The following is a 22,344-nucleotide window of genomic DNA, read 5'->3' on the forward strand; positions in this document are numbered from 1 at the left end:
TTGTATCAGATTTTGATGAATTTGTGAAATAAATTAGAAACTGAACTATTTTTGCGACTCACTTCGAATTCATCCATCGCTTGATCCAAAGCCGAACGATTTTTCTCGATTTCCTCTAGGATCTTTTCATCCAATAAGGAAAAAACCATATAAACCAAGAAAAAGAGCCAGATCAATACGCTAAATAAAAACGCGAACAAAAAAGGAATATGAAAAACAAAGACCAAAAGCGAAAGCATGACAATATAAATAGAGGTCGATACATACAAAAACGGCTTCATGAGCATCTCTTTTCTTTTGCTTAAATAATCTTTGCGTTCCGATAAAAAGATCGCCACGCCATAGTCGATCCGGTTTTGAAAATCAACCCCCTTGAACAAGGTCCGCTTGTATTTTTTTCGTTTCGCCTCGACGAGCATCTGCATCTTGATCATCGTATATTCATAGGCGTCGCGATCCTCTTCTTCCGCGTATTTGATCGCGAACATTTCCAAAAGCTTTAAATAATCGTTGATCGTGATTATTTCTTCATAGATCATCGAGCGCGTCAGCTCATCAAGCAGATTGTATTTATCCGACATCATGCTGAGCTGATGCTTGCTTTTTTCCTCGATCCGATAGAGAGCGTTTAAATACTTGTCTTCCATAGTCCCAATTTCCCTTTCATCCTAAGCAAGATCTGTCGTGTCAGCAAAGCGATGCATAAACCAGATACGATCGATAACGCCAAAAGGATCGGCAAGAACAGCTGCATAAAATATTGTTGATAAATATAGGTGATCGCCAACACTTGTCCGACATTATGAAAGCAGGCGCCCAAGATGCTCACCCCATAGATCGAAAAGATCTTCGAACGATACGCCAAGATCATCGCGAACATCGAAAGAAGACCTCCCGATACCGACAAAAGAAAGGCGATCGAAAAAAGAGTCCCCTGCAACAACGACGCAAGAAAGATCCTCCCAGTCGTTACGATCACCATATCTTTCGGACTATACGCGTATAAGGCAAACAAGGATACGATATTGGCGATCCCGATCTTATAACCTGGAACGACCATGACGATCGGGAAAAAGCTTTCGATCAATTGAAACACGATCCCTAGCGCGATCAAAAATGCAAGAATGACGCCTTTTTTCGTATTCATTGAATCTGCACATCCTCTCCGTCTTCTTGCCCTTCGATACGAACAACAGTTTCATTGGGCAAACAGACGATCGGTGTATTGACAGAATCGACAAATCCTTGCTTCGAACAATAATGATGGGGCGAGTTTTCTTGTTTTACTCGCACCGCTCCATCTTTGACTTCAATGCTCACTTTGCCTAACGTTCCATCGACCGCGTAATTGGCGTTTTCTAAAAGCGAAAAGCGAAGCACTTCTTTATTTTTGACTTGAACGACGGCTTCCTTGCTCACAGGCGCGTTTTGCATGATCGGAATGATCAAGACAAGACATGCGATCATGATCGAGACGATCAATATTTTGTCCGCCTTTCTCATCCAAGAACTCCATCCAAGACCATCATGACCGCAAATCCGATCCCAAAACACAATGTTCCAAAATTCGAATGCTTCCCTTCTTGAGCTTCCGGGATCAGCTCTTCAACGACCACATACATCATCGCCCCTGCCGCAAAAGAAAGGAAATACGGCAAGATCGGCGTTAAATATTGAGAAAAAGCGATCGTCAGCAACGTTCCGATCGGCTCTACGATCCCAGATAGGCTTCCATAGAGAAACGCTTTCCATTTCGACATACCTTGCGTATGCATAGGCATCGATAACACGGCTCCTTCGGGAAAATTCTGGATCGCGATCCCGATCGCCAACGAAAGAGCAGCTGCAAACGTGATCGTCGCCTGCCCTTGCAGAAAGGCTGCAAAAACGACTCCGACAGCCATCCCTTCTGGAATGTTGTGAAGCGTCATGGCGAAGAAAAGCTTTGTCGTTTTCTTCCATGGTGTCTTTATCCCTTCTTCTTGATCCGTGATAGCATGTACATGGGGGATCACTTCATCTAAAAACAACAAAAACAAAATACCCGCGAGAAAAGCCAAGGCGCATTGAATGTAGCCAGCTTGTTCCAAGGCAGGAAGCAGCAGCGAAAAGAAGCTAGCCGAGACCATGATGCCGGCCGCAAATCCTAACAAACTTTTTTCAATACGAACAGGGATCTCTTTTTTCAAAAAGAAGACCATCGCGCTGCCTAAAATCGTTCCTAAAAAAGGAACGAGCGTTCCGATCCATATTTCATTACTCATCATCTTACCACCACCTTGATCGGTTGTTCGATCGTATTCCCGTATCGATCTTTGATCTTAACGACTGTATCCTTTTCTCCGCTTGTGCTCGTTAAATCGTTAGCGGATTCATACGAGACACCCGATAGATCGCTCGCCTGAAAAACCGAGTCCCAGTCGATCTTTTCTAGATACCCAACTTCGATGGAGCTAGGCGTATTCGTCAGAGTCGGTGGCTGTGTATCTTTGATCTTGATCACAAAAGGAGTCGCGTCCCCATCATAATCGAGCTTAAAATCATACTCGCCAACTTCTAATATATCCTTCCCGACGCTGATAAATCGATTATCCTTGATGGCGATTCCATTTGTGACAGGAACGACTTTCAAGCGTTTTTGATCCACGAGCCGATCTTCTTTCATATATAAATTTGGATTGGCGTATACATCTTGTCCAAGCTCGATCGTGAATGTCTGCTTTTTTAGATCGAGTGTCTGCGCGCATCCAGATAGCATAATACAAATTCCCGCGTTAAGAATCCACTTCTTCATCTTCGCTCCTCCAAGCTTTTGCCATCGTCTTGATCTTGCTAAGGCGATGCTTCATCCCTGATTTTGAAATAATCTCTCCATATTCTCGATAGGCTTCGTCGCAGAGTTCGTTGATACTTGCTTCCGGATGCTTTTTACGGATCTCCATCACCTGCAAAATCTTTTCCGGGATCTGAAGCTGACGGGCATGGTCTTCTAAGATTTGAATGCAAGCCAGTTGTTCTTTGGCGGCCTTGAACGTTTTCATCTCGTTGGCAACTTCGCAGTTATCCAAACGGGTGAGCTGGTTGTAAAAATCCCGTTGGATCCGGTTGTCTTCAAATAAAAACAAGCCGCTCGTCGCGTTGCACAGCCTTAAAAAATCAGCGATCTTATCCCCTTGCTTGATATAAATAACATAGACATTTTTTCTTTCGATCACCTTGGCTGGCAAATAAAAACGCTCCAGGATCTTTTGGATCCCATACGCTTGTTTTTCGTGGCTCGCGCTCATTTCTAGATGGTAGTTCGTCGTTTTCGGCGAATTGATCGATCCGCTCCCTAGAAAACAACCTTGCAGATAGGCTCGGGCGTTTTTTTCCGAACGGATCCATTTATAGATAGGACTTGAATGCAAGCCGCTTGCCGTCAAGATCCCTAGATCGTTCAAGATCTCCGTACAGCTTTCATAGATCTGAAGCCGATACATATTGTTTTTTTTAAGCTGCATCTTTTTCAGGACAGAAAGTCGTCCCTCGATCTTATATAGACGTTTGATCAAGGTGTAAATATGTTTGATGATGCCCGCGTTTTCCATTTGTACAGAAATATAAGATCCTTGCCAATTCATGTGCAAGCTGCCTTTTGATTGAAGCAGCGCACACAACTGCGCTTTTGCTTCGTTGTCATCCAATTTGACTTGACAGATCTCCGCTTTGATATCGCTTGTAAACGACATAACTACATCGCTTCCAAGATCTCTTCCAGAACGGCTTTTACCGCATCCGGGTTGTGCCGGATCCTGCCTTTTTCATCAAGCATGATCAAGTTGCGAGTAATGATCTTATATGGATGTTCGCTTTCCTGCATTTGTACTGGATACGAGCCTTCTTCTTCATAATTCTTTTTGACAAAATCAGGCAGCACGCTTTCGTTCAAAACCGCCACATCGACTGGATTTTTAAAGGAATGTTTTTCGAGAGCCCGAATGTGGTCTTCTAAAGAATAGCCATCGGTTTCGCCAGGCTGACTCATCGCGTTGCAGAAATAGATCTTTGGACAAGGGTTTTCATAGATCGCTTGCGAGATCTCCTGGATGATCAAATTCGGGATCACAGATGTATATAGCGAGCCGATCCCATAAATAATCAAGTCCGCCTGCTCTATGGCCTCGATCGCTTTTGGGAAAGGCGTGATCGATTGCTGATAAAAGATCTTTTCAATGTGGTTATCCATATTGGGGATATTCTTTTCACCTCGAACGAGCGTGCCATCTTGCATCAATGCATACAAAGTCACGACATCCAACGTGCTTGGCAAGATCTCGCCTTTGACATTCAAAACTTTCGAGATCGACTGGATCGCTCCCATAAAGGAGCCTGTTGTATCCATCAAAGCGAGGAAGATCAAGTTTCCTAGGGAATGCCCACCAATATCTTTGTCTCCTTCGAAGCGATAATTCATCAAATCGTTGAATAAAGTTTCATTTTCTTCTTGGGACATAGCGGAAAGAACATGGCGAATATCTCCCATGGCAGGAACATGATATACGTCCCGGATCCTTCCTGTGCTTCCTCCATCATCTGCGACAGTCACGATCGCAGTCAAGTTGACGTTTTTGAGCTTTTTCATTCCCATCATCATACTTGAAAGACCTGTACCGCCTCCGATCACGACGATGTTCTTCATTCAAACTCCTCCTTTATTCCTTTCTCTTCGCCATCTTCGATATCGCGGTGGCTCTTGAAGCAGCGATACATATTTTTATAGGTGTCGAACAAATAATTGCAGATGCTCACAGAGCGGTGCTGTCCCCCTGTACATCCGATCGCCACGATCATATGCGATTTGTTTTGTTTATCGTAAGAAGAGAATGTGAAATCTAAATACGCCTTGAGCTTTTCGACAAATTCCTTCGTTTCATCAGCAGACATGACATAATTGTAGACTTCTTCTTGATTGCCTGTTTTATCACGCAAGCTTGGTTCATAAAACGGATTCGGCAAGAACCGGACGTCGATCACACTATCGGCATCCATCGGGACGCCGTGCTTGAAACCAAAAGACTGGAAAGTAATCGTGAACTCTGTCTTTTCATCGGTCCTGAACCGGTGGCGGATGCGATTCGCTAACGCTTGTGGTGTAAGCTTGGTCGTATCAAGGTGAATCGTATTCTGCGCGTTTTCTTGCAGATGATCGAAATAATCCCGTTCCATTTCAATGGCTTCTTCCAACGTTGTCGCAAGATTGGTGGCGATCATTGGATGTTGTCGGCGCGTAAACCGATAACGAAGAAGCAATTCATCGTCGTTGCAGTCTAAAAAGACGATCTGAAGCTTATTGTTGTTGTTGTCGAAATATTTAACGAAAGAAACGTAATCCAAAGCGGATACCGATAAAGCGACCGATTTATACTTGGACCCTTTTTCTTCGAGCAATTGTTCCAGGTTTGGTAAAAGTTCTTTTGGAAAGTTATCTATACAATAGTATCCGAGATCTTCAAGAGCGTTCATCGCGCTGCTTTTTCCAGCTCCTGACATTCCCGTGACTAATACGATGTTTTCGTTCATAAATCCTCCTTTCTTCCATTATAGCATCTCTCTAAAACAATACCTTGCTTCTAAAAAGAAGAAAGCGGCGCTCTCTTCTTATTCCCTTTCGATTTTATAGACCATTTGATGCGATGTCCATAACGAATCCATCAACGGGATCGGTTCTTCTTCTCTTCCGATCTCGAATCCAACTTTTTTATAACACGCGATCGCACGAGGATTGTTGTCGAACACCCCAAGATCGACTTGCTGGGCGCCAAGAAATTCGATCGCGTACAACACAGCCATTTCAAGCATCTTGCCTCCAAGATGAGGAATATTTGGGTCCTTGATGACAAAGCCGATCCGAACATGCGTATATGCGGGATTTGTATAACGAAAGATCAGATGACCGATCACTGTATGCTCTTGGACAAAAGTAAAAGGAAAAAACCAATTGTCCTCTTGGTGCAAGCGATACAAATCGATCATATCTTGAGGCGAGATCGGATAAAAGCCGTATACGCTCGCGCTCCATTGAAAAAAAGTTTTCTCATCTTTGATCCAGGATACGATCGTTCTGGCATCTTGATTGATAAATGGACGCATCTGCATAAAATTATCTTTCCTGATCGCTTTCGAAGCGCTGGATCGAATCGATCCGCCCGATCACGACGATCCCATCGCCGAACTCAAACCGATAATTCGGTGAAATATCGGTGATCGTGCTTTCTCCTCGTTCGATCGCGATGATATTCAAACCATATTTCGCACGCAGATCAACTTCCTGCACGCTTTTGCCTACGTATTTATCGGGGATCATCATTTCATAGATCTCTGTTTCATCGTTGAGTGAAAAGAAATCGACCAAATGATTCGAGAGTAGTTTTTTTCCTAGCCGGACTCCCATATCGTGTTCGGGATATACAACTTCAGCGCCAAGCCGTTCCAAAATCTGTCCTTGGTCTTGCGTTGTCGCTTTGGCGATGACGCGTGGCAAACCAAGATTGATCAAATGAAGCGTCGCAAGAATGCTGACTTCGATCGCGTTTCCGATACACACGATCCCGACTTCGCAGTTTCTGACCCCGATTTCATCAAGCGCTTCTTTGCTCATTTGGGGAACGACAAAAGCGTACGGAGTTAAATCGCGAAGTTCTTTGACGCGGTCCGCATCTTTATCACATATAATGATCTGTCTTCCAGATAGAGCGAGCGTTCTCGCTAAGGCGCTTCCAAAACGGCCGACGCCAATGATCGCATAGCTTGCGGGTTCTTTCTTTTTCATGTTTTTTCCTTCCTTTATCCAATCATAATGTCTTCTTCCGTATAGGAAGCTTCATTCATTCCTTTGACGATATATAGTGTTGCGATCGTCGTTGGTCCCAATCGGCCGATGAACATGCAAATCATCAAGACGATCTTGCTTGGAGTACTAAGTCCTGGCGTGATACCCACAGTGCTTCCAACAGTAGCGAAGGCGGAAGTCACTTCCACTAGCACGCTGGATAGATCAAGATCTGGTTCAAAGAACAAGATCAAAAATGTGCCGACAAAGACAACTGCCAATCCATAAAACAAAACGGTCAAAGCTTTTCGAAAGACTAGGCTCGGGAACTTACGATGAAAGATCTCATCTCGATTGTTTTCAACCGTGCTGCTGATCGCTTGGAAGGCGACCGCAAAAAAGGTCGTTGTCTTGATCCCGCCACCTGTCGATCCAGGAGAAGCGCCAATAAACATGAGAACACAGAAGACCAATAAAGCAGGCTGCGTGAATTTTGCCAACGAAAACGTGCTGAATCCAGCTGTTCTTGCGATCACGCTTTGAAACCACGCCTCAAGCCACGTTTCATCGGTCGTCCATTTGAGCAAGATCGTACCACTGATCAATAAAAAGATCGTCATGAATGTAACGACTTTCGTATTGAGTCTTAAATAGCGCCATTGGAACCGATTTTGATACAAATCCATCAGAGCGTAAAATCCAAATCCGCCGATGATGACTAAGATCGTCGTCACCAAGTTCATCGGAACGTTGTTCGCGTACGCGCTCAATGAATCATAAGCGCCTAAAATATCGAAGCCTGCATTATTAAAGGCGGAAATCGAATGAAATAAACCGATCCCCAAAGCAGCTGGAGGGGAATAATTAGGCAGGAAGATCAGAAACGAGAGAACGGCGCCGATCAGCTCTGTAAAAAATGTGATCTTCAAAAAGACGATCATGATCTGCACCACGCCACCATAGCTCGAAAAATTCATCGCTTCCACAACGAGCTGTCTAGTTTTGAGGCCGACTTTTCGTCCAATCAATAAGGTAAATAGGACGCCTACACTTGCGACGCCTAAACCTCCGATTTGAATCAAGATCGCCAAGATCGTATATCCGATCGGCGTAAATGTATCTCCAATCGGGATCGTGGTCAATCCTGTCACGCACACGGCGCTTGTCGAAACGAACAGAGCATCAATAAAGTCGACAGGCTCGTTTGCTTTATGACAGATCGGAAGCATGAATAATAACGCTCCCATCAAGATCACTAGGGCGAAACCTAACGATAAGATTCTAGCCGGCGACTGTTTATTGATCCAGTATTCAAGATTTTTTATCATGTAATAAACCACCTTATTCTCTACAAAGTATAAACTTTCACTGAATAAGTTTCAATTTTAGTGTATGATGATTTTGAAAGGGAGAATCAAAATGAATGCAGTCATTTTTCTAGATATCGATGGTGTCCTTGCCCCGAAAGAAAGGATCCAGACCTATACGATGATCGAGCAGCTGAATAAAAAGCTCGCCTATAAGAAAGAGGATGCGCGTATCGAAGCGCTTCCGAACAATCTTGTTAACCAGATCTATCATCACTTTGATGCAGAAAGCTGTCGTATGATCTTAAAGCTGTGCGAATCGTTCGATGCGAAAATCGTCCTGACTTCGACTTGGCGGCTCTTTTTTTCCTTGGAGCAGCTCAAGGCGATTTTGAATATTTTCGATCTTGGCGATATGGTGATCGGATGCACAGATCCAGATGTCCCTCGGTATCGAATGATCCAAAATTATATCGAAGCACATCAGATCAATAATTATATCGTGATCGATGATCTGAATATGTCTAGACAATTTCCTTCCCATTTTATCGCAGCTCAAAAGCGTTTTGATCATGGGCAATATGAAAAAGCGGTCTGTTTGCTCCAATATCAAATATGAAAAAGAAAGCGTTGCCTTTCATCCTCGTCTCATTGTTGATCATGGGGATGATCTTTTTCTTTTCGAGTCAAACTGGAGATCGTTCTTCTTCGCTTTCTAGTCATTTCGCAATGATCTTCTATCCGCTTTTCGGCGAAGAAGGTGCTCAGTTTTTTGTGCGGAAAGCGGCTCATTTTACGATCTATTTTGTGTTGGGAATGAATGTGTATCTTTCTTTTCGCTTTTCGGGCCATTCAAAAAAGAAGGCTTTTTTTTGTTCGATCCTCGTTTGTTTCTTCTATGCTAGCTTTGATGAGTGGCATCAAACATGGGTGGAGGCAAGATCGGGTCAATTCAAGGATGTCCTTCTGGACAGTAGCGGAAGTATCTTGGCAGCCTTGCTCCTTTCTAAGTATAAGTGAGCAAGGTTTCTTTTTTTAGGCATTCTATGCTACTATGGAAACGGTGATAACATGAACGAACGAATCAAGAGGATCGTTCGTCTACTGATCATTGCTGATTGTCTGATCTTGCTCTTTATCGCGGGTATCCGTTATGGGATCCCTTCGATCAATTCTTTGATTCATCCTATACGCTATATCAAATGCGACGAGCCGACTTTACAGGTCCCTATCTTATATATGGATGGGAAAGAAGCCGCGAAAAGAACCGTGGATCTTACCCGGGGCACTCAAGTTCGGCTTCGAGATGAGGGAGAAGAAGAATCGAGCATAGAGTATCAAGGAGAAATCTTTCAGGTGCCTAATCAAAATCTAGCGACCTCGCTCCAGCAGTGTGTCGATACAAAAACCGTATACCCTAGGCGTTTGATTTCTCTTTATGAAAGCAAAAACGGAAAATTAAGCAATGTTGTGGCAAAAAAAGGGGAAGCTCTTCAAGTCCGTCATGTGGACGAAAACGATCTCGATTTGAAGACGGGGATAGTGAAATGGTATGAGATCACCAAAGACGATAAAACATATTGGGTTCCTGGCAAATATGTCGAGCCAAGCAAAGAAAGCGCTCTAGCCAATTATGGCAGCTCGATCCAATACTTGCCGTATTGGGACGCTTATTATGGAGAAGGATACTCCAAAGACGCCTATATCGATCAAGTCGATTACAAATCGAACAAAAAAGAAGCCTACGAAGATAATGTAATGCCAGAGCATGTCAAGGCGTATCATGTCTCTTTAGAGAATTTGATCAAAAACAAAAACGAATTGCTGCAGCTTTCCAAAAAAAGCGGCATCAACGCTTTTGTGGTCGAGATCAAAGATGACAACGGGATCTTATATTATGATTCCAAAGCAGCGAAGGACTATTTAAAGGATCCGCAAGACGCGATCATTCCGATCGTCTCGAATGAGGAGCTCAAAAAGATCTTCAAAGAGTATGAAAAATCCGGGTACTACATGATCGCAAGGATCGTCACTTTTAAAGATCCGATCTTCGCCACGCAGAATCCAAAAGAATCGTATACGGATGAGAGTGGAAATTTGATCAATCATGAAGGTTTTTATTGGCCATCGCCCTATTCAAGAAAAGCGTGGATGTACAATGTCTCGATCGCCAAAGAGATCGCGCCCTATGTCAACGAGATCCAATTCGATTATGTCCGCTTTCCAGATGGAACATTGCAAAGAACGCTCGATCATACAGGCGATTTCCACAACCAATACAATGAAAGCAAGGTCGCGGCTCTTCAAGGCTTTTTAGCGTATGCCAAAGACCAATTGGAAGAGACCCATACCTATACGAGTGCCGATGTATTCGCATGGCCGATCATCAGTAAGGACGATCAAGATATTGGGCAATTCTTGCCCGCGATCGCCAACGTAGTGGATGTGGTATCGCCAATGCCTTATCTAGATCATTTCTCGCTAGGAGCGATGGATATTCCTGTTCCGATGGAAGCTCCACGCGAAACACTTTCTAAATTCACCGCTTTGAGCCACTCACAGTTGTCTTCTTTAAAAGATGCCGCAAAATATAGAACGTGGATCCAAGGCTATCAGCTCGATCCCTATAGCGTACAGCAAGAAATAGAGGGCATCCAAGACCAAGGCTATGATGATTATATGGTTTGGTCTGGTGCGGGAAATATGGAAGATATCAACGCGATCGTGGACGGTTTAAAATAAGATCATAATAAAAGCTAGGATGTGGTCCTAGCTTTTATTGATTGAAATGATATGTCTTGTTGACGAATTTTTCTGCGTTCACGATCACGCGGACATGCTCTCCTTCACCGATCAAATCGTCGCCTTGGAAAGCCTGAACGTAAAAATGGATCTTTTTACCATCGACCTTTGTGATCGTCGAGCGGATCTTGATCACAGCGCCTAGCGGCGAGGCTTTTAAATGTTTAACATTGATCTTGACGCCCACACTTGTGACATCCTTGTCTAGATTCAAGCAAAGGCAGCTCGCCTCTTCCATCCAAGCGATCATTTGCGGAGTCGCTAATACTTCCAAGGAACCAGAGTGCATCGTGCTCGCCATGCCGGATTCTTTGACTGTTCGTTCAATATCGACTTTTGTATTCATCATAATGGCATCCTCTTTTCGCATTCATAGTAGCGAATCTAACAGTTCATTTCAAGTTAGACGAATGGGCGGGATTTTGTGGTATAATTTTTCGTATGAATGATACAATGATTTTATCCAAAGCAAAAAATCGAGTGATCGCTCATATCGTGTTTTTTTATATATTTATTGGCTCGGTACTGTTCGCGATCTATTACACGCTGACTTTGGACTTCTTTAAAAATTCGCTTTTCGCCTATTCTTTTTTAGGGATCGCTTTAGGAGATGCTTTGATCATCCTTTTAGCGTTTATCGCTTTGGCGAGTGGAAAAAAATGGTCGCGCTGGCTGTATTGGCTCGCTTTTTTTGCCACCCTTGGTTTTTTCTATATTCCGATCAAAGCGCTCTTAGATGATTTACCCAACTTTCTATCGTATGGTTTTTGTCTAGGCGGAATGTTCGTTTTGGAACTCATCTTGTTTCAAGTAGGAATGTATTTTTATAAAAATCCATATTGCCGGATCTATTATGATCACATTCTTACTAGCGAGCTCGAACAAAAGTTCATGGAGCAGCAGCAAACAGAACGAAAGCTTGTAATCCAGCAAGAAAAACGAGTCGCTGATCAAAAGGAAGAATTTGAAGAAATCGAAGAAGAAAAGGAAGTGCCTGTAAAAGAGGAGATGACCTATCCACAGCTTGCTTTACGGCTTGGAATCGGGGTTTATGGCGAGCTGATCGTTTTTCCGATCATCGTCCAGATCTTTTCGAACTTCTTCGCGAGCTATGATCTACAACAAGTATTCGCCACGCGCGAGATGTTTATCTTTTCGATCTTCACGGCTTTTGTCTGGACGATCCCTGTTCTTTATCTCTACTACAACCAGCCGCAATCCAAAAAGATCGTGTATGGCTGTATTCTTGCTGAAGTTTTGTTCTTGATCTATTGCTTCTTCCAAATTAAAGGCTATTATGATTCTGGTTTATATCCGATCAAGGCGTTCCTCTTCTTTGGCCTTCTCGATCTTGCCCGTTATGCGATCTTGGCTTATTTTGTCAAACCGATCCTTACAAGCGATTATCAACCTGATAAGCTGCAGTTACCTTGACTGCAGCTTTTTTATGTACTCGAGAAGCGCATCAATGTCACCATGTGGATATTGATCGATGTTCTCATTTCTAGGATTGAGAAGATGATCTGTCAACAGAAAAACATGCATCCCGCATTGGCGGGCGATCATATCTTCTTCGACATTGTTTCCGACCATCAAACACGTTTCCGGATCCAAATCATAAATTTTGATCAGTTCTTCATAATAAAGAAGATTTGGTTTGCAGGCGTGTCTGTTTTCGTAGGTCGTGATCGTTTTAAAATCGGCTGGATCAAGTCCGGCCCATCTAACTCGGGAGAAAGTAGCGATTGCCGGAAAGATCGGATTGGTCGCGATCAAAAGGGTGAGGTTTTCCTTTTTGAGTTGTTCGATCAAAGCGGCGACTTGTTCATTTTTTGGACAAACATGTTGGATCGATTGAAATTCATTTTGATAGAAACGTTCAAAGTCGGATTTCGTATGAATGATCTCTTGACCATATTCTTGCTGCATGCGATCCCAGAATACGTCTTCATTGGTTTTTTGGCCATTATTTTCCAACATCGCTTGCGTGCCGTTCCAGATTGAATGGATCAAGCGCTTGGAATCGAAAGAAGAGGCCATCGTCTTTGTGATCGCTTTAAAGTAATATTGAATAAATTCATCGAGATCCATCGGAAGCAGCGTTCCGTCAAGATCAAAGAGTATCGTATTGAGCATATTGTTTCCTTTCTCCTTCAACGATCGGCATTCGGATCGTAAAGCTTGTGCCTGCACCAATTTGGGATCGAACATCGATCGTTCCTTGGTAATACTGGACGATGTTTTTAACGATCGAAAGGCCTAAGCCGGTTCCTGTTCGGTTTTGATGATCGACGCGGTAAAACCGCTTGAAGATCTTGGACAGTTCCGCTTCTGGGATCCCTATGCCTGTATCTTTTACTTCAAAATACACTTGTCTTCCTTCTTGATGGAGCGTGATATCAACTTCCCCGTTTTCACGGTTGTAGATCAAGGCGTTCTTGATCAAGTTGATGACGAGTTCTTCCATATAAGGTTTATAAGCATAAATACTACAAGAGGAAAGATGAGCGCGAATGTGGATGTTTTTTTCTTTTCCAATCAGCGAGAGCCGTTGGATCGTCTGTTCGACGAGTTCTTTGAGATCGATTTCTTCTTCTTGGCTGATCTTTTCATGCGTTTCAAGTTTGGAGATCGTCAGAATATCTTGGATCAGATTGCTCATCTTAAGACTTTCCGCATGGATATGCGCCATGCTTTCTTGTTTTTGTTCTTCGCTCAGCCACCCGCTTTGAAGCAGTTCCGTATAACCTTGAATGCTTGTTAGAGGTGTCTTGAGTTCATGGGAGGCGTTGGCGAAAAATTGCTGGCGCATTTTTTTATCTTGATTAAGGCGTTCGATCTGTTCATAGATCTTTTGATCCATCTCTTCGATCGAGGACGTGATCTCCTGCAGTTCTTCATAGTTATACAGATCGAATTTGATCGGCGCATCCTTTTTGTTCCTGACTTTTTGGGAGATCCGGTGGATCGGTTCAAGCAAAGAATCGGACACCTTGGAAATAAAAATATACCCAAGCCAGGCGGCCAATAAAAACAAACCAATAAATAGCGGAAGGGTGCGAGCCACGCTTTCATTCAATCCATCGAGCGGGATCGCTAAACGAACAAATCGTTTCGTGTTTGGAAAATACTTAGCCACATACAAATAATTCATACTGTTGGAGGAAGAGTAGCGGATATCGCTTCCGATCCCGTCTTTTTTCGCGGATTTGATTTCTTGCCTTTTGGAATGATTCCCGTACTCTTTTCCCGTTGAATCGTTGATCACTTTTCCATTTTGATCGATGATCGTCATTCGAATATCGCTTTCTTCCAAAAAGAAATCCAATTTTTTTTGATTGGAAATCGAGGCGTCGACAAGATCGATCGTATGCTCCAGCATCGTTTCTTGTTCCTTGATATACATTGTATAGAAAACAAAATACAAGCTTAAAAACGACAAGGCGAGAACGACCAAAAGCACAAAAGTAAATGTAGTAATGATCCGATGCTTCATGACGTTCCTCCTTTCCTTTTTCCTTCTTTGTCTTTTATTTCTATTTTTTTATTATACCTGGAATTGTAGGCATAAAAAAAGATTACTGCAAAATTTATCAGTAATCTTTTTCATATTCTTTATTCGATCGCTTCACCTGTTTCATCAATGATTTCACTTTTTTCGGCTTTTTCTGGATAAATTGTTTTGAAATCGTTTTTCATGCTGATGGTATTGAATCCATCTTTTTTACACATATCCGCCACTTTTTTTGCTTTTTCCGTATTACCATGATCTCGCTGGGTATCATCACAGAGAAGTAAGAACGCTTCAGCTGGATATTCGTTATCGGTGATCGTATAAATGGCCATACTTTCATCGCCTGAGCTGTTTCCAAAAGCTAGGACAGGCTGAATTCCGATTTCTCGAGCGATCGCTGTCACTTTATTGGTTTTCAAGTTTTTCTTGATGAGCTCTTCACCACGAATAAGTTCGTCATCTTTTGTATAGCCATAGAATTCACCATCTTCATCGCCTTCATTCGAAGCTTCGATCATTGAATCGGAAGCAATCACATGATTTGCTGGAATACCTAGCTCTTTCGTTACGGCTGCCCTTGTGGTCAAACGATCAGCGCCTGATACAACATAGACTTGAAAATCATTGTCCTGCAAAAAGTCGACGACATTGCGCATAGGCATATAGAATGATTCTCCATATGTGATTCCATCTTGTCCATTCACAGGTAGATCCATAAAATCTTGAACATATTTTTCATATTCGTCAAGACTCATGTTTTTGTAGACTTCCGCTTGATATTCGGAGAACTGCGCATCGATCTCGTCACTCACTTTACCATCATAAACGGCTGGTTCTGCTACATCTTCAACAAATTTTCGAATATTTTCAGGCGCTTTATACGTTGGATCATCGAGCACCCGATGAAAAAACATCATCCACTCAAAATAGTAAGGATTGGTTTCAGAAAGGAGGGTCCCATCCATGTCGAATACCGCGATTCGGTTTTCGATCGGAATAAAGTCTTTTGAATTTGGATTGGTCGCGTTCTTCACAAAATCAACGAGCTTTTGTTTCGCTTTTGAATCGTTTGTCCAATATTCAAAATCATTTTCTTCAAAAGACGGGGTTTGATCTTTCTTTATTTCTTCTGTTTGCTCTTTAGCGCTAATAGACATAATCGTTGGAATATACATTCCAAAAGCCAGAGTTGTAGCAAGAATGCCACTCATGAATCTGTGTAACATATACTTCTTTTCTCTCCTTATAGAACCTTAAGAAAAGCAGGCCTGATTTTTCTATTTGTGTTGGTTCTTTTAATACATACTGAGTATAGCGCTTACATTTTCGGATCGTTACTTATATGCACAATAAAAAAAAGACTATTGTCCTCTTGACAATAATCTTTTTGATATAAATTATAGGCTTTCTTCAACTTCTGCGTTCATCGCGTCCAATTTTGATTTGATTTCTGTCATTTTCTTTTTCGAAAGTGGATACCAGAAGATCAAGATCAAGGCGATCACGATATAACCAACAGCAGGAACACCAGTTGTTACTGAGTAGATCGCGCTCGTTACCGCTTCGCTTTGAACGATTGCTTGTCCGCCTGTGCTCACTTGGTACCCGATCGCACTGATCACGAAACCACCAAGACCACCAGCCAAGGCTTGTCCGATCTTACGAGAGAAAGAGTAGACTCCATAAACCGTTCCGCCGTCGCAAGAACCTGTTTCAACCGTTTGATAGTCGATCACGTCCGAGATGAACGCCCACAACATCAAGTTGAAGATTCCAGATCCAATATTGGCGAAGAACAAGATTCCACAGTAGAGCCATGCATTTTGAATGCGAGCGAAGAACAAGAATGCGTAAATTGCGGCTGAGAATAACAAACCGAACGCGGACGCTTCTTTTTTACCGAACTTGTCGGCGATCTTACCAGCGAATGGAGCTAAAAGCAGCGTACAAGCAGTCATCATCATTCCAGCTACCGACATCGCTCCGATGTTTTTGAAGTAGTCCATGTAGAGATACATATTCATCGATTGTGCCAAAAGCATTGCAAGAAGCGATACGATAGCAGCTGCGATCATCGAAACAAGCGCGCGGTTCGTTACAAGCGCCTTAACAAGGTCTTTTGCAGACAATTGTTTTTGGTTCGAGTTGTCGACGATGATTCTTTCTACCGACCATTTGTAGCAGATCGTGTAGCAGATCAGTGCGAGAACAGCGAAGATGCAGGCAACCATGAATACACGGTTTCCTTGAAGCACTTGGTTTCCGGCTGCATCTGTCGTATATACGAAGAGTGGTGTCAAAGAACCAACAAACAATCCTGCTAGCGATGCGCCGATCGAGCGGAATGTCGAAAGCATAGCGCGCTCTCCTGGTTTATCCGTGATCGCCGATGCCATCGAACCGTAAGGAATGTTGATTCCAGTGTAGCAGAAGCTTCCCCATAAAATATAAGTCACGAAGATATATACGATTCTAAACGTGTATGGTAGATGAGCGACCCAAGGCACGAACATCATAACACCTGCAGCAACTACTGGAAGCATCATTCTTTTGATCCATGGACGATAGCGTCCTGCAGCATTCGGTTTAGATTTATCGACGATCCGTCCCATTCCAATATCCGTGAACGCATCAACGCAGCGGCTTACCAAGAAGAGCGTTCCGACTAGAGCCCCTGGGATCCCAAGAACGTTCGTGTAGAATACCATCAAAAAGCTAGAGGCAAGAATGAAGAAGAAGTCGTTTCCGAAATCTCCGCACATATAGGCGATTTTGTCTTTCCATCCAAAAGGTCTATGAGCCGCGCGTTCTTCTTCTTGTTGAAGAGCCGCTTTGGCTTTTACATCTGAAACATTGATCATAGTATTGTCTCCTTTTCTTTGTTTCTCTCACTCACCTTGATAAGCGTTTTCAAAAGAAGCTGGCTTTCCTTTGAAAGCGCTATCACGTGAGCACATGAATAGAATACTCGATAATCCAAGAAAATAATACACCATTTCTTGTTATGTACATTGCATAAATTGTTATTGTATTCCTCTCATATATATAATAAAGTTCTTTATTTATAGGAATTTGTCCTTTTTATTAAGTTATCATAAAACAATATTAACAATGTCAAATTCTTTGTTGAAAAGCCTTTTCATCCACCCAAAAAAAAAGGAAGCACTTAAGCTTCCTGAAGGGTGTAGCGAGCTAATCGCTCCGCATGATCTGAAATACTTTCATAATAATCGATCACATCTAAAAACAAGATCCCATTTTCAATGCCTTGTCGATTATCGAGCATCCGCTTCATATATCGGCTACGAAGGTCGGTTTCGATCGCGTCGACGCTGTCTTCATGTTTTTCGACTTTTTCAAACACTTCAACATCCCCTTCTTCACGCAATCTCAAGGCATATTTTAATGTCTTATACGCGTGATGGGAGATCGTATTGATGTCTTCGCGTTCGTTTTCGCTGATCTTGATGTCTAACATATCCTTCGCTCGATCCATGATATGCGAACAATACACAGAGATTCGTTCGATATTATTCAAGGCCAAGATCGAGTGCTGCATTTGCAGCTGCTGTTCTGGGGTTAAATACGATGCGTCAAATTTTTCAAGATAGGTCGTGATTTCATTTTTGTATTCTTTGATTTTAGCCTTGTTTTTACTCAGCTTCTCAAAAGCGCTCTCGTCAAAGAACAGATCCCGTGAATAGGTAATGGATTCGAGCGCCATCGATCCTAGATTCAAGATTTCTTGAAAGACAGTCTGCAGCGCGATCAGAGGCGTTTCTAAAAGGCGGTCGTCTAGAATTGGACGTCTTGCGCTCTCTTCTTCGTGGGCAGGTATGATCCGTTTTGCGATCTTTACTAAAAGATTCGCGAATGGGAACAATAACACTGTAGTCACAATATTAAAGCCTGTATGGAAAAGAGCTAATGAGGTTCCGCTCACATTGCTAGCGGCCACAGCAGGATTTAGCGCAAAATAAATCCAAATTACAGTTCCTACGATCAAAGATCCTATGATATTGAACAATAGATGAAGAGTAGCCGCCCGTTTCGCATTCTGATTGGCTCCAATACATGATAAAAGCGCTGTGACGCACGTTCCGATATTTTGACCTAAAGCGATAAAAGCAGCCGCTCCCCAATTCACAACTCCATTGAAGGCCAATGTTTGTAAGATTCCCATGGATGCGGATGAGGATTGGATCACAGCCGTGACGATCGCTCCGACCAAAAGCCCGAAAATCGGATTCGAACCAATGATCGTAAACGCTTGGTAAAAGATCGGCTCTTCCGAATACGGCTTGATCGCTCCCGACATTGTCCCTAAGCCAATAAACAAGATCCCAAAGCCAACTAAGATCCCGGCGACTTCCTTCACTCTATCTTTTTTAGAAAACAGAAATAAGATCGTTCCGATGATCAATAAGATCGGCGCGAAGAAATCCGGTTTGAAGATGCTTCCCCACTCTGACATAGATACGAGCCAGCCTGTCATCGTCGTTCCGATATTAGCTCCCATGATGACACCGATCGCTTGGGAAAGATTCATCAAGCCGGCGTTCACAAATCCTACGACCATGACCGTTGTCGCAGACGAAGATTGAATGATGGCTGTGATCAGGGCGCCTACTAAGACTCCGATCAATCGATTGTTCGTTAAGATTCCTAGTAAATTCCGGGTTTTGGCGCCAGCGGCTTTTTGTAGACCATCGGCCATGAGCTGCATGCCATAAATAAACATACCGAGTCCTCCGCCAAAGGCCAGGACGCTTTTTACTATATCCAAATTCATAAAAATCCTTTCTAGTTATTTCCTTTGTATCATATCAAACCCTTAACTCTGGGATGTAAAACGTTTGTTAAGGAGTTGAGAAATAATTTACATAGAATTAACATAGAAAGGATTGTTTTGTTTATCGGAACAATTTATGTTTTACATTTCGAAGCATCGTATACATTCTGAACTCCGAAGGCTTCGCCGTATAGGTGAAATCGCCAACCAATTCCGCCACACACGCATTAAAGCTGCGTTTGAATGTAAAGACGCCATAATCTTCCGCGCTTTCATGGAAGTTTCCGCTGATTCCATAAAAGTTATAGCGAGAGCAATGATGATCGATCGCCATCTGGATCATATGCCATTGGATCATGAATGAACCCGCAAAGCGGTTGAGGTCTTTATTGGAACCAGAAAATAAGTACAGAGTTTCATAATCCGTCAACATAAAGCAAGCGGCTGCAAGATTAAGAACGGTTCCATATTTTTCTTTATATTCCTTGATTTCCTTTAATTTGCGATGGCACCCTTCGATCGCGTATTCGGCTTCTTTCTTGCGGTTGATCTTCTTTTGGGAATCGGGCGTTTTTTTAAGGTCTTCAAGTGCTTTAGCTAAGATTTTTTCTTGACGCGCTTGATCGTTCAAGACGTTTCGTTCGTATTCGTCTAGATCGATATACGCCAAGCACGCTTTAAAATGATCTTGGAAGTTGTCGTAATAGGCTTCGTACTTGGAAATGTTTGGCGACTCAAAGTCGCGGATCTCACCAGCGATATCGACGAGCTCTTTTAATATATAAAGTTCTTCGCGTTTGAGTTCTTTGACTTTGACGCCCATTTTTTCAGCATTTCTAATACTTTGGCGCGTATTGGTATGCATCGCTTTAAAGATGTCTTGATTTGTTTTTCCTTCTAGGTCGAGAATGGACATCCAACGAGGTTCAAAGTTCGGATCGTGTCCATTACGAAAGCCTGAATGGATAAATCCTTCTCGTTCAAAGAGCTGGATGAGTTCGTCTCTTTTCTTTCCTTCCACGACATAACCGTTCAAATCGTGATCTTGATAGTCGATATAGGGATCCGTTCTGAAATATAAACAATCATGTTCATTTAAATAAATCTTCAGCTCTGTCAAAAACGCTTCGACTAGATCCAAAGCATCGTAGTCGATCAAAAAACCACGTAAAGACATATATAATTTTTTTCCCATAAAAACAGGCAGCGAAACGAGTACAGCGCTTGCTTTGATCGTATCGCCATCTTTGAGCGCGACGCATTGATAATCCCAGCTCGGATTGGAATTTTTTCGCATCTTCGCCATTTCGAGAGATTGCCAAAAGTTTTTTTCTTTATATTGATCTCGGAATTTTGTATATTCCTCTTCACTGATTTCTAAAAATTCCATATGAAACCTCCATCGAAAGATTATAGCATAAAAAAGCCGTCCAAGGACGGCTTATGCGTGTTTTTCGATTTACTTCGCTTTTTCGATCAACGAAGGATTCCAATGTTCGTTTGGTTTTACATCAAGAAGCTGGCAAACTGTTGCCGCGATATTGGAAAGTCCAAGATCGTCTCCTTGTTTCAATTCAACATCGGCGTTGTAGACGATGAAAGGCACTTTATTCAAAGTGTGCGATGTTTTCGCTTTATGGACAGCCTCGTCTGGTTTTGGTTTATCGTACATTTCATCCGCGTTTCCGTGGTCAGCCGTGATCAAAAGGATCGCGTTGGCTTGATCGACCGCTTTGAGCACACGGCCCAACGCGAGATCGACCGCTTCTACACCAATGATCGTCGCTTCAAGATTACCTGTATGTCCGACCATGTCCCCATTTGGATAGTTTGTACGTAAGAATTGGTATTCGCCAGATGTGATCGCTTCGCAAAGCTGATCCGTGATCTCTGCGGATTTCATCCATGGACGTTGTTCAAATGGAATCACATCGCTAGGGATCTCCACATATGTTTCAAGCGTGTCATCGAATTTTTCCGAACGATTTCCATTCCAGAAATAAGTGACGTGTCCGTATTTCTGCGTTTCGGAGATGGCGTATTCGTTGATACCTTCTTTAACGAGTTGTTCTGTCAATGTGTATTTGATTTTTGGAGGTTCCGTCAAATACTTTTTAGGGATATTCAAATCCGCATCGTATTGAAGCATTCCAGCGAATTTAACATCGGGTTTACGAACCCGATCGAACTTATCGAATTCTTCTTCATCGAACGCTTTGCAGATTTCTTGCGCGCGATCACCTCTGAAGTTGAACAAGATCACACTATCGCCATCTTCGATCGTTCCAACAGGCTCTTCTCCATCTACGATCACAAAGCCAGGTAGGTCTTGGTCGACTACGCTAGTTTCTTTACGGTACGTTTCGATCGCTTCTGTGGCGGATTTAAATTTTCTTCCTTCCCCTAATACGTGGATCTTCCAGCCTTCTTCGACCATAGGCCAATTGGCTTCGTAACGGTCCATCGTGATTTGCATTCTTCCTCCGCCCGATGCGATACGAGCATCGAACGTGTCGTCGTTGAGATCATTCATGAAGTTTTCGATTTCATCGACATATTGAAGTGCGGATGTTTCTGGTACGTCGCGTCCATCTAATAAGGCGTGTACGCGAACTTTATGGACACCTTCTTCTTTGGCTTGCTTGATCAAAGCTTCCAAGTGTTTGATGTGCGAATGCACGTTTCCATCCGAGAGAAGGCCGATAAAGTGCATTGTATGATCTTTTGCTCCTTCAACGAGTTCCTTCCAAGTGGCAGAATTGAATAATTCTTTCGAATCGATATTTTCATTGACAAGCTTAGCGCCTTGCGAATAGATTTGTCCGCATCCGATCGCATTATGTCCAACTTCTGAATTTCCCATATCTCCATTTGTTGGAAGTCCAACAGCGAGGCCGTGCGCTCTTAATTCTGTATGAGGGCATTCTTTCCATAGTTTGTCTAGATGAGGTGTATAGGCCATTTTTACGGCATTCCCTAAAGTATTATCACTTAATCCAACGCCATCCATGACAACTAGGACAACAGGTCTTTTTTCCATGATTTTTCCTCCTATTTTCCTATAAAAGTGTATCACTTTCATAGATTTGATTCAATTAGCCGATGAAAAAAGGACAGA

Annotated in this window: 23 protein-coding genes; 4 read left to right on the forward strand and 19 right to left on the reverse strand. The window is 42.7% G+C overall.

All coding sequences use genetic code 11. The features are described 5' to 3' along the window. Window positions 1-5: 5 nt before the first annotated feature. The 11 genes from BO225_RS00370 to BO225_RS00420 form a co-directional block, all read right to left on the reverse strand. Window positions 6-647: a hypothetical protein gene (locus BO225_RS00370; RefSeq protein WP_076340323.1), complete on the reverse strand. Its 642-nt coding sequence runs from the start codon at window positions 645-647 to the stop codon at window positions 6-8. Beyond that, the gene (locus tag BO225_RS00375; protein WP_076340324.1) at window positions 629-1,147 is read right to left on the reverse strand and encodes a Gx transporter family protein; all 519 of its coding nucleotides are present in this window, start codon (window positions 1,145-1,147) and stop codon (window positions 629-631) included. Before BO225_RS00375 ends, BO225_RS00370 begins: the two co-directional genes overlap by 19 nt. Further along, entirely contained in the window at window positions 1,144-1,503 is a 360-nt protein-coding gene (locus BO225_RS00380; RefSeq protein ID WP_076340325.1) for a NusG domain II-containing protein, read from the reverse strand. The genes BO225_RS00375 and BO225_RS00380 overlap by 4 nt, the downstream gene beginning before the upstream one ends. Beyond that, on the reverse strand, window positions 1,500-2,264 hold the full coding sequence (locus BO225_RS00385; RefSeq protein WP_076340381.1) for a ZIP family metal transporter: 765 nt from the start codon (window positions 2,262-2,264) through the stop codon (window positions 1,500-1,502). The genes BO225_RS00380 and BO225_RS00385 overlap by 4 nt, the downstream gene beginning before the upstream one ends. Further along, window positions 2,264-2,794: a hypothetical protein gene (locus BO225_RS00390; protein WP_076340326.1), complete on the reverse strand. Its 531-nt coding sequence runs from the start codon at window positions 2,792-2,794 to the stop codon at window positions 2,264-2,266. The genes BO225_RS00385 and BO225_RS00390 overlap by 1 nt, the downstream gene beginning before the upstream one ends. Next, window positions 2,775-3,731: a DNA-binding protein WhiA gene (gene whiA, locus BO225_RS00395; RefSeq protein ID WP_076340327.1), complete on the reverse strand. Its 957-nt coding sequence runs from the start codon at window positions 3,729-3,731 to the stop codon at window positions 2,775-2,777. The genes BO225_RS00390 and whiA overlap by 20 nt, the downstream gene beginning before the upstream one ends. Before the next feature lie 2 nt (window positions 3,732-3,733). Next, window positions 3,734-4,681, reverse strand: coding sequence for a gluconeogenesis factor YvcK family protein (locus tag BO225_RS00400; protein ID WP_076340328.1), 948 nt, complete (start codon window positions 4,679-4,681; stop codon window positions 3,734-3,736). Further along, window positions 4,678-5,562, reverse strand: coding sequence for an RNase adapter RapZ (gene rapZ, locus BO225_RS00405; RefSeq protein ID WP_076340329.1), 885 nt, complete (start codon window positions 5,560-5,562; stop codon window positions 4,678-4,680). The genes BO225_RS00400 and rapZ overlap by 4 nt, the downstream gene beginning before the upstream one ends. A gap of 78 nt (window positions 5,563-5,640) precedes the next feature. Continuing rightward, entirely contained in the window at window positions 5,641-6,138 is a 498-nt protein-coding gene (locus tag BO225_RS00410) for a GNAT family N-acetyltransferase (RefSeq protein ID WP_076340330.1), read from the reverse strand. A gap of 4 nt (window positions 6,139-6,142) precedes the next feature. After that, complete coding sequence (locus BO225_RS00415) at window positions 6,143-6,811, reverse strand: potassium channel family protein (protein WP_076340331.1); 669 nt, start codon at window positions 6,809-6,811, stop codon at window positions 6,143-6,145. A 14-nt stretch (window positions 6,812-6,825) separates the two neighbouring features. After that, the gene (locus BO225_RS00420) at window positions 6,826-8,139 is read right to left on the reverse strand and encodes a TrkH family potassium uptake protein (RefSeq protein ID WP_076340332.1); all 1,314 of its coding nucleotides are present in this window, start codon (window positions 8,137-8,139) and stop codon (window positions 6,826-6,828) included. 91 nt (window positions 8,140-8,230) lie between these two features. Here BO225_RS00420 and BO225_RS00425 point away from each other — a divergent pair, with 91 nt between their 5' ends. The 3 genes from BO225_RS00425 to BO225_RS00435 are packed head-to-tail and all read left to right on the forward strand — an operon-like array spanning window position 8,231 to window position 10,860. Next, window positions 8,231-8,737 (forward strand): HAD domain-containing protein, encoded by a 507-nt coding sequence (locus tag BO225_RS00425; RefSeq protein WP_076340333.1) that lies wholly within the window; start codon window positions 8,231-8,233, stop codon window positions 8,735-8,737. Then, the gene (locus tag BO225_RS00430; RefSeq protein ID WP_083632015.1) at window positions 8,734-9,138 is read left to right on the forward strand and encodes a VanZ family protein; all 405 of its coding nucleotides are present in this window, start codon (window positions 8,734-8,736) and stop codon (window positions 9,136-9,138) included. Before BO225_RS00425 ends, BO225_RS00430 begins: the two co-directional genes overlap by 4 nt. Window positions 9,139-9,189: 51 nt before the next feature. Then, on the forward strand, window positions 9,190-10,860 hold the full coding sequence (locus BO225_RS00435; protein ID WP_076340335.1) for a putative glycoside hydrolase: 1,671 nt from the start codon (window positions 9,190-9,192) through the stop codon (window positions 10,858-10,860). A gap of 34 nt (window positions 10,861-10,894) precedes the next feature. Here the strand turns inward: BO225_RS00435 and BO225_RS00440 are convergent, their stop codons facing one another. After that, a complete protein-coding gene (locus tag BO225_RS00440) occupies window positions 10,895-11,269 on the reverse strand; it encodes a thioesterase family protein (RefSeq protein ID WP_083632016.1) in 375 nt (124 codons plus the stop codon). A 92-nt stretch (window positions 11,270-11,361) separates the two neighbouring features. On the opposite strand from BO225_RS00440, the gene BO225_RS00445 reads away from it, so the two are divergent. Continuing rightward, window positions 11,362-12,354, forward strand: a complete 993-nt coding sequence (locus BO225_RS00445; RefSeq protein ID WP_076340336.1) for a hypothetical protein — start codon at window positions 11,362-11,364, stop codon at window positions 12,352-12,354. Here the strand turns inward: BO225_RS00445 and BO225_RS00450 are convergent. The 7 genes from BO225_RS00450 to gpmI all read right to left on the reverse strand — a co-directional run bounded on the left by BO225_RS00450 (window position 12,346) and on the right by gpmI (window position 22,266). Continuing rightward, entirely contained in the window at window positions 12,346-13,056 is a 711-nt protein-coding gene (locus tag BO225_RS00450; protein ID WP_076340337.1) for an HAD family hydrolase, read from the reverse strand. The genes BO225_RS00445 and BO225_RS00450 overlap by 9 nt on opposite strands. After that, complete coding sequence (locus BO225_RS00455; protein WP_076340338.1) at window positions 13,034-14,416, reverse strand: sensor histidine kinase; 1,383 nt, start codon at window positions 14,414-14,416, stop codon at window positions 13,034-13,036. The genes BO225_RS00450 and BO225_RS00455 overlap by 23 nt, the downstream gene beginning before the upstream one ends. A gap of 119 nt (window positions 14,417-14,535) precedes the next feature. Then, a complete protein-coding gene (locus tag BO225_RS00460) occupies window positions 14,536-15,660 on the reverse strand; it encodes an HAD family hydrolase (protein WP_076340339.1) in 1,125 nt (374 codons plus the stop codon). Between the two features lie 171 nt (window positions 15,661-15,831). Beyond that, a complete protein-coding gene (locus BO225_RS00465; RefSeq protein WP_083632018.1) occupies window positions 15,832-17,295 on the reverse strand; it encodes an MFS transporter in 1,464 nt (487 codons plus the stop codon). A gap of 305 nt (window positions 17,296-17,600) precedes the next feature. Then, the gene (locus BO225_RS00470; RefSeq protein ID WP_076340340.1) at window positions 17,601-19,226 is read right to left on the reverse strand and encodes a Na/Pi cotransporter family protein; all 1,626 of its coding nucleotides are present in this window, start codon (window positions 19,224-19,226) and stop codon (window positions 17,601-17,603) included. 121 nt (window positions 19,227-19,347) lie between these two features. Continuing rightward, window positions 19,348-20,616, reverse strand: a complete 1,269-nt coding sequence (locus BO225_RS00475) for a peptidoglycan bridge formation glycyltransferase FemA/FemB family protein (protein ID WP_076340341.1) — start codon at window positions 20,614-20,616, stop codon at window positions 19,348-19,350. Window positions 20,617-20,685: 69 nt separating this feature from the next. Next, on the reverse strand, window positions 20,686-22,266 hold the full coding sequence (gene gpmI / locus BO225_RS00480; protein ID WP_076340342.1) for a 2,3-bisphosphoglycerate-independent phosphoglycerate mutase: 1,581 nt from the start codon (window positions 22,264-22,266) through the stop codon (window positions 20,686-20,688). Between the last annotated feature and the right edge of the window lie 78 nt (window positions 22,267-22,344).

The sequence above is a fragment of the Dubosiella newyorkensis genome, assembly GCF_001945605.1.
GTDB lineage: Bacteria > Bacillota_I > Bacilli_A > Erysipelotrichales > Erysipelotrichaceae > Dubosiella > Dubosiella newyorkensis.